We start from the raw sequence: 13,407 nt of genomic DNA on the forward strand, positions 1-13,407 counted from the left end.
TTTAAAGAGATCATGAATTTCCCATTCATTGCCTATTTTAAAAGGATAATTAATGGATTTTGAACAAACAGCCTCTTCTTATTCTGGCAATATGCTTTATTCTTGGAATTCTTTTTCAGGATAAAATGGTATTGCCAGAGACCATTGTTGGTGGAGTTGGAATGACCTGCTCAATATTGTTGATTTTAATCTGCTTTCATTCTTATCTTCTGCATAAAACCAAAACAGTTTTCCTGATGCTTCTGCTGTTCGGAGCAGGAATTGTTCTTCATTTCTATAACACTTCTTCACTAGTTGGTAAGCATTTGGTGAAGAAGCATGAAACGATTTCATTTAAGATCTCTCAGAAATTAAATTCTTCGGAAAAATATAGAAAATATGAAGGCATTGCACAGTCAGATAATGCATGTTTCAATTCAATTTTTTATGTTCCAAAAGAGAGTAAAGAGCTGGATTTTATTCATTACTACAAAGCTGAGGCTTACATTACACAACCTCAGGTTCCATCGTATGATTTTCAATTTGATTATGCTCAATATCTGAAAAGAAAACATATTGATTACCAGGTTTATCTTTCAAAAGAAATTATATCTGCAGAACGGAATGATTTAAAGTGGGCAGATCAGCTTAGGCAGTATAGGTTTGAGGTTCTTAACAAAATAGATAAAACAGAAATTTCTGAGAAAACTAAAGAATTTCTAAAAGGTATTATTCTGGCAGACCGAACAGAGATTGACACGGGTACTGTTAGAGATTTCAATAGATCAGGGCTGGTTCATTTTCTTGCTATTTCCGGAACTCATATTGTGGTTGTTTTTGGGATATTCTATTTTTTTCTGATTCGGTTTGCTCCTTTACAATTCAGAAAATATGCTGCTATTTTTAGTTTGATTTTTATCTGGTTGTTCGCCGCTTTTATTGGATTTGGGAATTCAGTATTACGATCTTGCATTATGCTGAGTGTTTATTTCATTTTTGTTTTGCTTCAGCGAAAGACGGATTTGCTTCACTCACTGGCCCTGTCTGCTTTTTTTATTCTAATCGGAGATACGCAACAGATTTTTGATGTAGGTTTTCAGCTCAGCTTTTCGGCTGTTTTAGGCATTTATTGGCTGAATCAGCCTTTGTTGAAATACTTCCCAAAACAGGATAATTATATTAAAAAACTCTTGTTTAACACAATTACAATATCTTTATCCGCACAGTTGGTAACTCTACCTCTGGTGTTGTATTATTTTCATCAGTTTTCATTGATATCAATCCTTGCCAATTTTGTTATTGTTCCTTTTTCTGAATTAATTATTATTTTCTCTTTTTTAATAACAGTTCTTATTTCTTTTGGGATTGATTTTGAACTTATAAATGGTCTGTATGATGAGATTATTCAGGTTTTACTGAAGGTGATCCATTGGTTTGCTGAAGTGGATGTGCTGTTCTTTGAAAATATTCCAATGAATGGGGTAGAAGTGATATCCGTATCAATGTTTGTCTATTTACTAAGAGCAGCGATACTGAAATTCAATGCGAAAAACACGATGAGGCTGATGATGGCAGCAATACTATTTCTCATGATAAGAAACGGAATCACAGCTTTTGAAAATCGGAAGGAAGAGATATTGGTTCATCATTTTAACAGAAACAAAATTTTTTCAGTGAAAAATGGTGACCGAGTCTGTTTCTGGATTTCGGATATGAAAAATAAGACGAAGATTTTACAGTATATAGTCAATCCATATTGTGCTTCCAGAAGAGTAGATCATTTTGAGATAAAAACCTTGTCACCCTCCATTCAAAAAGTAGTTTTCAGGAATAAGATTTATGATCTGAAATGATGGTTCTGAATTTAGCCATTTTCCTGTATTTATAATGGGTGAAAATCTTATTTAGAAAGATTACAAACTGTCTATTTGTGAGATTTCTCACTTTTCGATATTGTTAAACTTTCTTAATTTTGTGGAAATTCAAATTTAAACTTATATGGCAGGTTTAACGAGTTCTACGATAGGTAGAAAATACGCTATGGCATTATCAGCTCTATTTTTGCTGATTTTTCTTATACTGCATTTGACAACCAATTTGTTATCAGTTCTAAACAAGGATGCATTCAATACAGCATCTGACTTTATGGGCTATAATCCTTTTGTGCAGTTCTTAATGCAGCCTATTCTTGGTTTTGCAGTAATTTTCCATTTTGTAATGGGATTTGTGCTTGAGATCAAGAATAATAAAGCGCGTCCGGTAAAGTATGCAGCAAACAATGCATCAGTGAATTCTTCATGGATGTCCAGAAATATGATTATTTCAGGAGCTGTTATTTTAGCTTTCTTGGCGCTTCACTTATATGATTTCTGGCTACACGAAATGAATTACAAGTATGTAGAGGGATTGACTCCTGATGCAGAACGTTTCTGGCCTGAGCTTCATGAAAAGTTTGCTGACCTTTGGAGAGTAGCTTTGTATGTAATCTCTTTTGTTTTGTTAGGATTACACTTAGCTCACGGATTCCAGTCTTCATTCCAGTCTATCGGTGCCAGACATCCAAAATATACACCGGTGATCAAAGCTTTCGGGACATGGTATTCAATCCTTATCCCAGCAGGATTTATCATCGTTGCAGTTTTCCATTTTATAACTCAATAATATCAATATACTAATATGAGTAAATTAGATTCAAGAATTCCAGCGGGTCCTCTTAAAGACAAGTGGAAAAATCATAAAGACCATATGAACCTTGTTGCACCAAACAACAGAGATAAGATTGATATTATTGTTGTAGGTACAGGTTTGGCAGGAGGTTCTGCTGCAGCTACATTAGCTGAGCAAGGATACAACGTAAAAGCATTCTGCTACCAGGATTCTCCAAGAAGAGCTCACTCGATTGCAGCTCAGGGAGGGATCAACGCAGCTAAGAATTACCAGGGAGATGGTGACTCTACTTACAGATTATTCTACGATACCATCAAAGGTGGTGACTATAGAGCAAGAGAAGCTAACGTTTACAGATTAGCTGAAGTTTCTGCAAATATTATTGACCAGTGCGTTTCCCAAGGGGTTCCTTTCGGAAGAGATTACGGTGGTCAGTTGGATAACCGTTCATTTGGTGGGGTTCAGGTAAAAAGAACTTTCTACGCAAAAGGACAAACCGGACAGCAGTTATTATTAGGTGCTTATTCTGCAATGAGCCGTCAGATCGGTAAAGGAAGAATCAAGATGTACAACCGTCATGAGATGTTGGATCTTGTTATTGTTGACGGAAAAGCAAGAGGAATTATTGCAAGAAACCTTGTAACAGGAGAAATTGAAAGACACTCTGCTCACGCAGTGGTAATTGCTTCAGGAGGATACGGAAACGTATATTTCCTTTCTACCAATGCAATGGGATCTAACGTTTCTGCTGCGTGGAAAATCCACAAGAAAGGAGCTTACTTCGCAAACCCATGCTACGTACAGATTCACCCTACTTGTATTCCTGTTCACGGAACACAGCAGTCTAAACTGACTTTGATGTCTGAATCATTAAGAAACTCAGGAAGAATCTGGGTTCCTAAGAAAATTGAAGATTCAGTAGCGATCAGAGAAGGTAAATTAAGACCTGAAAATATTAAAGAAGAAGATAGAGATTATTATCTGGAAAGAAGATATCCTGCATTCGGTAACCTTGTACCTAGAGACGTTGCTTCAAGAGCTGCTAAGGAAAGATGTGATGCCGGATACGGAATTGAAAATAATGATACTAAAGAAGGTGTTTACCTTGATTTCTCTACAGAGATCATGAAAAAAGGTAAAGAAGCCGCTATCGAAAAACATATTCATAACCCTACAGATCAGCAGATCTATGATCTTGGTAAGAAGTGGGTTGAGGAGAAGTATGGTAACCTATTCGTAATGTACGAAAAAATTACCGCTGATGATCCTTACAAAACTCCAATGAAGATCTATCCTGCAGTTCACTATACAATGGGTGGTGTTTGGGTTGATTATAATCTTCAGTCTACGATCCCTGGATGTTTCGTAATCGGTGAGGCTAACTTCTCAGATCACGGGGCAAACAGACTGGGGGCTTCTGCATTGATGCAGGGTCTTGCTGATGGGTATTTTGTACTTCCTTACACGATTGCAGATTACCTTTCTGCAGATATCAGAACAGGAGCTATTCCTACCAATTCAGCAGCATTTGACGAGGCTGAAAAAGGAATTAAAGAGAAAATTAATTTCTTCTTAAACAATAAAGGAACTCATTCTGTTGACTATTTCCACAAGCAGTTAGGAAACATTATGTGGAATAAAGTAGGAATGGGAAGAACTCCTGAAGGGTTAAGAGAAGCGATCAAGGAAATTGAAGAAGTAAGAAACAATTTCTGGAAAAACGTAAAAGTTCCGGGAGAAGGAGAAGGAATGAACACTGAGCTTGAAAAAGCATTCAGAGTAGCAGACTTCCTTGAACTTGGACAATTAATGGCTATCGATGCACTGCACAGAAACGAATCTTGTGGTGGACATTTCCGTGAAGACCATTCAACTCCGGACGGAGAAGCGGAAAGAGACGACGTAAACTACAAATACGTCGGAGCTTGGGAATATCAGGGAGACGATATCAACGCGGAAGTGTTGCATAAAGAAGAACTGATCTACGAGAACATCGAGGTTAAAACTAGAAGTTATAAATAATCTCCAACCTATAAATATAACATTATGAGTGCAAAAAAAGGCTTACATCTTACGCTGAAAATTTGGAGACAAAAAAATAGTAAAACTAAAGGTCAGTTTGAGACCTATAAAATATCAGATGTATCTACAGACTCTTCATTTTTAGAGATGTTAGATATCCTGAACGAAAATTTAATTAACGAAGGAAAAGAACCAATCGCTTTCGACCACGACTGTCGTGAGGGAATCTGCGGTATGTGTTCTCTTTACATCAATGGTAGAGCTCACGGACCTGATACAGGTATTACAACTTGTCAGCTTCACATGAGAATGTTCAAAGATGGTGAGACGATCGTTATTGAACCTTGGAGAAGTGCTGCTTTCCCTGTAATCAAAGATTTGATGGTAGACAGAAGCGCATTCGACAGAGTAATGGCAGCAGGAGGATTCATTTCTGTGAACACTTCCGGTAATACACTGGACGCTAACGCTATCCCTGTTCCCAAAGAAGATGCAGATAAAGCAATGGATGCTGCAGCTTGTATCGGATGTGGAGCTTGTGTAGCTACATGTAAAAACGGGTCTGCAATGTTATTCGTTGGAGCAAAAGTTTCTCAGTACGCATTACTTCCACAAGGTAGAGTAGAAGCTAAGAGAAGAGTTCTGAACATGGTGAAAGCTATGGACGAAGAAGGATTCGGAAACTGTTCAAATACCGGAGCATGTGAGGTAGAATGCCCTAAAGGTATTTCTCTTGAAAACATTGCGAGAATGAACAGAGAATACATGGCTGCTCTTGTAGATCAAGGATAGAATTGATTCAAATACATAGAAAATCGTCTTCATTTTTGGAGGCGATTTTTTTATGGAAAAGTTAACCCTGTTAAAGTTTGTTAACTTATTAACTGATCTTCGTTATTCTTTATTTATTAAGTATATATTTGGAAGGTAATTGAATCGTTTTCTGAAAAAACTTTCAAATACTTTTTACCTCCAAAAAGATGATTTCCAATAATTGGAATATCTCTTTTTAATGGTAATAATAAAATTTTTAAAAAAAATAATTAGTGTGAATTAGCAAGCCCTAAAAAGCGTATTTTTGTGTAATATTAAAAATTGAAATGAAAAAATATCTTTTATTGTTTATCATCACATTCTTTGTGATGTCTTGTTCAAAAAAAGTAGAAGTAAAAGGAAAAATTACCGGAAGCTCACCATTAGAAAGAATTGAATTTGTAGAAGCTTCAGGAGTAGGAACCCTGCCTTTGATTAATATAGGTCTTGATAAAGACGGAAACTTTTCAGGGAATTTTGACGCTCCTAAAGATGGAATGTACGTAATCAATTACGCGGGCAGACAAAGCCTGATTTATCTTGAAGGTGGCCAAAAAGTAAATATCTCAGGAAACGGAGCTACTTTCCCAAATGAATATGTGATTACCGGAGATGCTAAAAAGAATAATGACTTCCTTACGGCAAGTATGAAGTTCTTGGCAGACTATGGAGGTAAAGTTAATTTACCTGTATTAATGGGTGGTGACGAAGCTGCATTTTTGAAAGGTATGCATAAAATTGAAGCAGATATTAATAAAAATGTAGATGACCTTGCCAAGAAAAATAATCCAAGCAAAGGACTTTTGGAATGGAAGAAAAACGATGTGAAAGTAACCATTCTTAACTTGCTTGCCAACTATGAAATGTCTCATGGTCCAATGTCAGGGAACCCATCTTTCAAAGCTTCTAAGGCCTTCAAAGATTACGAAACTCAGCTGGAAACAGACAAAGATGGAATGGTAAAAACTATTCCTCTTTACAGACAATATCTTCTTGTAAAAATGACTCCTGATTTCCAGAAATATGCTGAAGCAAACAGCAAAGGAAAAACAGGGATTACAACTTCTGAGATGTTCGCCCAGTATTTAAAAACAAAAAAAGATTTATCTCAAACTGCAAAAGATTATCTTCTTGCATTTGTAATGGCTCAGGCTGATATTCATCCAACAACTCCAGCTGCCAATATTGACAAGATTAAAAAGATCATCGATTCAGATATTAAAGATGCTACGATTAAAAGTGACCTTTTAAAAATGCAGGTAGCTATTACAGGACTTAAAATCGGAGAGACAGCTCCTGAAGCAGCGTTAGCAAAACAAGACGGAAAAACATATAAACTTTCTGAAAACAAAGGAAAACCTTATATGTTGTTCTTCTATGCTTCATGGAATCCTTACATTAGCGAAGCTACAGTACCTGTATTAAAAGAAGTGGTAAACTTTTATAAGTCTAAAATGAATTTTGTATTTGTAAACGTAGACGATACAAAAGATCAATTCATTAAGACAAGCAATTCTTTATTAAAAGGAATTCAGGGAGTGAATGTTTATGGAGAAGGAGGATTGAACTCTGACATCGCTAAGAAATATGGAGTATACGGGTTCAAGTTACCTTGCTTTGTCATTATCGATAAAGATGGTAAAATTGCCAGCAGATCTTTCGTAAACCTTGGTGAGCAGGAACTAGTGACTATTTTGGATAAACAAACAGGTCTTTCAGCTCCGAAGGTAGATCCAAATGCACAAATGCAGCCACAATTACAGCTTGATCCATCTGCAATGCAACAAGCGCCACAGCCAGCAAATCCACAGCCGGCTCCAACAAAATAATAAACTTTAACACAGTATAGAAACCTTATCTTCGGATAAGGTTTTTTTTATTGTATTTTTGCAAACCGGAACGTAAAAGTTCCCATTAGGAAAATAGAAAATTTTAGAATGAGTAGGAAGAAAAAAAGAGATCTAACTCTTGAAAATATAAAATTGTTGACAGCCGGAGCAAAAGGCGTGGCAATAGGAAAAACAGAGGAAGGTAAAACGGTAATGGTAACAGGCGCAATTCCAGGTGATATTGTGAATGTGAGAGTGAAAAAAGCAAAGTCTAAATACTATGAAGGCGAAGCCATTGAAGTACTTGAAAAATCACCGTACAGAGTTGAGCCTAAATGTATTCATTTTGGTACTTGCGGAGGATGCAAGTGGCAGAATATGAGCTATGAAAAACAGCTTGATTTTAAACAGGAAGAAGTCTATAATAATATCAAAAGGATCGGAGGAATTGATGACTTTGAAACGGTTCCGATTCTAGGATCTGAAGAACAATATTTTTACAGAAATAAAATGGAGTTTTCCTTCTCCAATGCGAGATGGCTTACTCAATATGAAATAAGCTCCGAAGAAAATTTCGGGAGCAAAGATGCCTTAGGTTTTCATATTCCGGGAATGTGGAGCAAGATTCTTGATTTGAAGGAGTGTTTCCTTCAAGAAGATCCTTCCAATGCCATTAGACTGGCTGTAAAAGAATATGGCGTTAATACTGGCCTTGACTTTTTTGATGTGAGAAATCAGGAAGGATTCTTAAGAACTTTAATGATGAGACAGAACTCCAAAGGAGAATGGATGGTTCTTTTCCAGCTTTACAGAGAAGAAAAAGAAAACAGAGAGAAACTTTTTGAATTCTTATTAGAAAAATTCCCACAGATTAAAACATTGGTATATGCCATTAATCCTAAACAGAATGACTCTATCTATGATTTAAATATCAACGTATATTTCGGAGAAGGGTATCTTATGGAAGAAATGGATGGGCTGAAGTTTAAGATTGGACCGAAATCATTCTTCCAGACCAATTACAAACAAGCGCTAGAATTATACAGAAAAACACTGGAGTTTGCAGACCTAAAAGGTGATGAAGTAGTATATGACCTTTATACAGGAACAGGAACAATTGCTCAGTATGTAGCGAGAAATGCAAAACAGGTAATCGGAATAGAATCTGTACAGGAAGCAATAGATGCAGCAATAGAGCATGCAGCATTGAACGGTTTAACAAATACAACGTTCTATTGTGGAGATATGAAAGACATTTTCAATGATGAATTCATGGCCAGCCACCCTAAAGCAGATGTATTAATCACAGATCCACCAAGAGACGGGATGCACCAGAAGGTTGTAGAGCAGATTCTTAAGCTTTCACCGGAAAAAGTAGTTTATGTAAGCTGTAACTCTGCTACACAGGCAAGAGATCTTGCTTTAATGAAAGACCATTATATTTTAGTAAAGATCTTACCAGTAGATATGTTCCCACAAACACACCATGTTGAGAACATTGCATTACTGATTAAAAAATAAATTTATTTAAATTTGAATTTCAAATCTTAATATGAAGTACTTTAAATTTCTTATAGCGATCTGCTTTTTAGGAATGCTTGTTTCCTGTGGGGGTGACGATGATATTTGTGAAAGCGGAGAAGGAACTCCCAGACTGAAGGTGGTCTACAGAGATAAGGATAGTGGAAAAGAGACTACTCTGGATTCACTCTATGTTGCAGTAGATTATGGTGCAGGAAAGGTAGATCTCGGAGTCGCTGTAAAGACTGATTCAAGGTTAATTCCTCTACGGGTAGACAATTCACCTTATACAGACGTTTATTTTAAACTTACTAAAAAGGGGAAGGAATCTAAAGTAAGAATTAATTATACAACGAAGTCAACCTATGTATCTCCCGGATGCGGAATCAAAAAGTATTACGAGAATTTAACTTCAGAATTAGTAACTCCGGATCCAGTTCAGAAAGTGGAGGTCGGACAAAATCAAATAGAAAATGAAGACAAGACTAATCTTTACCTTTCTTTTTAGTTTATTTGGAATAATAAGCTGGGCACAAGACAAAAAAAAGGAAGCAGAGAAGAAGGTTCAGGAAAAATATGAACCTAATTTTATGGTTGGCCTTGATGTATTGAATACCGGAGCCGGATTTTTTTCAGATAGAAAACTGTATCAGGGATTTATTTCCTCCAAGATCAAAGGAAATGTTCATGCTATTGCAGAAGCAGGTTTTGAGAAAAACGTATATCAGAAAAATGGCTATGATGCTAAGGCAAACGGACCTTTCGTAAAGTTAGGTGCGTTCTATATGCTGGCAAAAGATGCTGAAAATGAATTCAACGGATTTTATGCCGGAGGAAAAGTGGCAGGATCATTCTATAATCAGGAATATATGGCGATTCCTGTTCGTGGATTTGGAGGAAGTAATTCTTCTGAAGCATTTCCTTCATCCTCGCAGTCTTCTTTTTGGCTGGAGGGAACTATTGGAGGTAGAGTACAGTTATTCAGCTCTAATTTTTATATAGATGTGAATCTTCAGCCAAGATATATGGTATACACTACCAAGCAGGATGACATCTCTCCGATGATAGTTCCCGGGTTCGGAAAAAGTTCCTCAAAGTTTAATATGGGATTTGCATGGAATATTGCTTATAAGTTCTAGAAATAACTGCTCTTAGCGTTTAAAATATAAAAAACACAAACTTTAGATTGTTCTAAAGTTTGTGTTTTTTTTAATGAATGTTACTTATAATTTCTATAAATGATAATCCTTGAATTGTACAATATATAGAATATAAAATTAATCATATTATTTGATTTGTATTTTTTTTAATGAATATGTTTGTTAGGTGTATAATATTAAAAAATATTAAGTTATTTCATTTGTGTGATTTATAAAATAGCTATATTTGGCGGAAATTATAATTGTGTTTTAATTTATGAAAAAAGTATTTACTGCTTTAATGTTTACTTTTATAGGAGGAGCAGTGTTCGGCCAATGGACACCCACCTCTCTTAAAAAAGGAGACGATAACAAAAGAAGTACAGGATTTAGAGTAGATCAATCTAATGTAAGAAGTAACGGGTATTATAAACTGGACCTGAACTTACTAAGATCTCAGCTGAAGAATGCACAGGAAATGGGAGCAAATTCCACTCCTGTAGTAATTTCTCTTCCTACAATGAGCGGGAAGATTGAAAGGTTTAATGTATATAGTTTTCCAGTAGTTGTAAAAGAACTGGCAGACAAGTATGAATTAGGATCTTATGTTGGAACTAGTGTCGATGACCCTACCAAATACTTAAGATTCAGTATCGCTCCTAATGATTTTCAGTCAATGATCATCCATGGAGATAAATATGAATTTATAGACCCTACAGCCGCAGATAAAACAGTATATGCTGTTCATCCTAAATCAAAAAAGGAAAAGAACGGTTTCTTGTGTTCTACAGAAGAATCTCCTGCTGCTAAGAAGGAAATAGATGCTTTATTAAAAAATGGACAGTCGTTCACTAATCAGCCGACAACTTTTAACAAAAGTTCTGATAAGAAATACAGAACAATGAGACTGGCAATGTCTGTTACGGGTGAATATACGCAATACTTTATGGGACTTGCTGGTGTACCTGCTACTGCTACGGATGATCAGAAAAGAGCTCCTGCACTTGTTGCTATCAATAATACTCTAACCAGAGTAAATGGAGTTTTTGAGAAAGACTTTGCATTGCATTTGAATTTACAGAACTTTCCTAATGTAATTTATATTGATCCTGCTACTGATCCATATTCTGCAGCTGCAACCGGAGCACAGGGAGCGTGGAACGCGCAGTTACAATCAGCTTTGACAGCCAATGTTGGAAATACCAACTATGATATCGGACACTTATTCGGTAAATCTGGAGGTGGAGGAAACGCCGGATGTATCGGATGTGTATGTATTAATCCTACAACTTCAGTTCCTAAAGGAAAAGGTTCAGGATTTACTTCTCCTGCGAATGGAATTCCATCAGGCGATAGCTTTGATATCGACTATGTAGCCCATGAGATGGGTCACCAGTTAGGAGCTAATCATACTTTCTCTCATAATCTTGAAGGAAGTGGAGTAAATATGGAACCTGGTTCTGGAACTACTATTATGGGATATGCTGGTATTACCGGTCCTGATACAGATGTTCAGCAAAACTCTGATCCTTATTTCCATAAAGCAAGTATCGGTCAGGTACAAGCAAACTTAATTGCAAAAACTTGTGACGTAGAAACTACAATTACCAATAACCCACCGGTAATTGCTGATCTGCCAACATATACTATACCAAAAGGTACTGCTTTTGCTTTGACGGGTAGTGCTACAGATCCTGAAAATGACCCAATGACTTATTCTTGGGAAGAGGTAGATGATGCCTTGGTTTCTATTGATAAATATAACTTAGGAAACACAACATCAGGAGCTTCATTCAGATCTGCTGCTCCAAACGCAAGCCCAACAAGATATTTCCCGAAATTTACGTCTGTAATGAACGGAGTATTAAATAATGCAAACAATACTTGGGAGGCAGTGTCTACTACGGCAAGAACTACAAATTTTGCATTAACGGTAAGAGATAATAATTCCAATGTAGCTCAACAGCAATCTGCTTTTAAAGTTCAGACTATTGTTGTAGGAGATAATGGTCCTTTCAGATTAGCTAACCAATATGCTGATGTGAATACTCCAACTCCAGTTCAATGGATTGTTGCCAATACCAATGCAGCTCCTTATAATGTTGCTAATGTAAAAATTGATTACACTACAGATAACGGAACAACCTGGACGGTATTATCAGCATCAACACCTAATGACGGATCTGAAAACTTCACTTTCCCTTCTTCATTGAACGGTCAGACAATTAAAGTAAGAGTTTCTTCAATAGGAAATGTTTTCTATGCGGTAGGACCTGTAAGTATTGCACCTCTATCTGCTTGTAGCAGTGCTGCTCCAACCAACGTTGTTGTAAGTAACATTACAGTGTCTTCAGGAAGTGTATCTTGGATGTCTTATACAGGCGCAACTTATAAAGTACGTTACAGAAAAGTAGGTACAACTGTATGGACTGAAGCTGATACAGCAGTTCCTTCAATCAACTTAAGTAACTTAATTGATGGTACAACGTATGAAGTTCAGGTAGCTTTAGTTTGTGGTACTACAGTAGGAACATATTCTGCATCCGTAAACTTCAGTACACCTGCACTTGCTTACTGCGCAGCTGCTTCAACAAGTTCAGACTATGAGTATATTGCCAATGTGACACTTGCGAATGTAAATAACACTTCTGTAAATAGTACATATACAAACTATACAACAAATACAGCACTTCAAATTAACTTAACAAAAGGGAATGTTTACCCTATGTCTGTTACCGTAGGGAACTCCGGTAGTGCTGATTATGATACGGTAGCTGCATTTATAGACTTTAACAAAGATGGTGTTTTCAGTGATTCAGAAAGAGTATTGAATTATCCTGTAACATTAACGCAGCCATCAACTGTAGTAAGCGGAAACGTTACAATTCCAGCGAATGCAGTAGAAGGACAGCCATTAAGAATGAGAGTTGTAGCATTCTATGTAGGTGCTGGAACTGGAGGGGGTAACGTTGGTTTATCATTACCTTCAGATTATGTTTGTGGAGAACTTTTCGATGGTGAGGTTGAGGATTATAACGTAGTTATTACGGGTAACCTTGCTACTTCTGAAAATACTATTAAAAATAATGGCATTCAGATTTATCCAAACCCTGCAACTGATGTTCTGAATATTACTAAGGTTTCAGATAAAGCAACTTATAAGATCTATAGTGCTGCCGGACAATTAGTAGATAGAGGAAATATCAATAATGGAAAGGTTAATGTTTCAGCTTTAGTTAAAGGTGGTTACATTATTACAATAGATGATAAAGGAATTGAACAGTTCAAATCTAAATTTATCAAAAAATAAAGATAACCTTTAAATATTAGTAAATCCCCGGGAACTCCCGGGGATTTCTTTATTTAGAGCATAAGTGATGAATTTGTTATTTTTTTATAAAAAAAACATAAATGCACTTATAAATTAATAATAAAAA

The 13,407-nt window shown here is 36.2% G+C and carries 9 protein-coding genes; all 9 read left to right on the plus strand.

Translation table 11 applies throughout. The features are described from left to right. Nucleotides 1-59: 59 nt before the first annotated feature. The 9 genes from DEU39_RS16985 (at nucleotide 60) to DEU39_RS17025 (ending at nucleotide 13,280) form a co-directional block, all read left to right on the plus strand. Nucleotides 60-1,832 carry a ComEC/Rec2 family competence protein gene (locus tag DEU39_RS16985; protein WP_120232738.1) on the plus strand — a complete coding sequence of 591 codons (1,773 nt, stop codon included), beginning with the start codon at nucleotides 60-62 and terminating at the stop codon, nucleotides 1,830-1,832. Nucleotides 1,833-1,977: 145 nt separating this feature from the next. Continuing rightward, on the plus strand, nucleotides 1,978-2,640 hold the full coding sequence (locus DEU39_RS16990) for a succinate dehydrogenase cytochrome b subunit (protein ID WP_076594954.1): 663 nt from the start codon (nucleotides 1,978-1,980) through the stop codon (nucleotides 2,638-2,640). A 15-nt stretch (nucleotides 2,641-2,655) separates the two neighbouring features. Continuing rightward, nucleotides 2,656-4,668: a fumarate reductase/succinate dehydrogenase flavoprotein subunit gene (locus DEU39_RS16995; protein ID WP_120232739.1), complete on the plus strand. Its 2,013-nt coding sequence runs from the start codon at nucleotides 2,656-2,658 to the stop codon at nucleotides 4,666-4,668. Between the two features lie 24 nt (nucleotides 4,669-4,692). Continuing rightward, the gene (locus DEU39_RS17000) at nucleotides 4,693-5,460 is read left to right on the plus strand and encodes a succinate dehydrogenase/fumarate reductase iron-sulfur subunit (RefSeq protein ID WP_062675785.1); all 768 of its coding nucleotides are present in this window, start codon (nucleotides 4,693-4,695) and stop codon (nucleotides 5,458-5,460) included. Between the two features lie 308 nt (nucleotides 5,461-5,768). Further along, nucleotides 5,769-7,310, plus strand: a complete 1,542-nt coding sequence (locus DEU39_RS17005; protein WP_062675786.1) for a TlpA family protein disulfide reductase — start codon at nucleotides 5,769-5,771, stop codon at nucleotides 7,308-7,310. A gap of 108 nt (nucleotides 7,311-7,418) precedes the next feature. Further along, nucleotides 7,419-8,831, plus strand: a complete 1,413-nt coding sequence (rlmD, locus tag DEU39_RS17010; RefSeq protein ID WP_120232740.1) for a 23S rRNA (uracil(1939)-C(5))-methyltransferase RlmD — start codon at nucleotides 7,419-7,421, stop codon at nucleotides 8,829-8,831. Nucleotides 8,832-8,862: 31 nt separating this feature from the next. Then, a complete protein-coding gene (locus DEU39_RS17015; RefSeq protein ID WP_120232741.1) occupies nucleotides 8,863-9,339 on the plus strand; it encodes a DUF6452 family protein in 477 nt (158 codons plus the stop codon). Then, on the plus strand, nucleotides 9,305-9,970 hold the full coding sequence (locus DEU39_RS17020; RefSeq protein WP_120232742.1) for a DUF6048 family protein: 666 nt from the start codon (nucleotides 9,305-9,307) through the stop codon (nucleotides 9,968-9,970). The genes DEU39_RS17015 and DEU39_RS17020 overlap by 35 nt, the downstream gene beginning before the upstream one ends. A 277-nt stretch (nucleotides 9,971-10,247) precedes the next feature. Next, nucleotides 10,248-13,280 carry a reprolysin-like metallopeptidase gene (locus tag DEU39_RS17025; protein WP_120232743.1) on the plus strand — a complete coding sequence of 1,011 codons (3,033 nt, stop codon included), beginning with the start codon at nucleotides 10,248-10,250 and terminating at the stop codon, nucleotides 13,278-13,280. The last annotated feature ends 127 nt before the right edge of the window (nucleotides 13,281-13,407 follow it).

Source organism: Chryseobacterium sp. AG363 (assembly GCF_003610675.1).
Taxonomy (GTDB): domain Bacteria; phylum Bacteroidota; class Bacteroidia; order Flavobacteriales; family Weeksellaceae; genus Chryseobacterium; species Chryseobacterium cucumeris.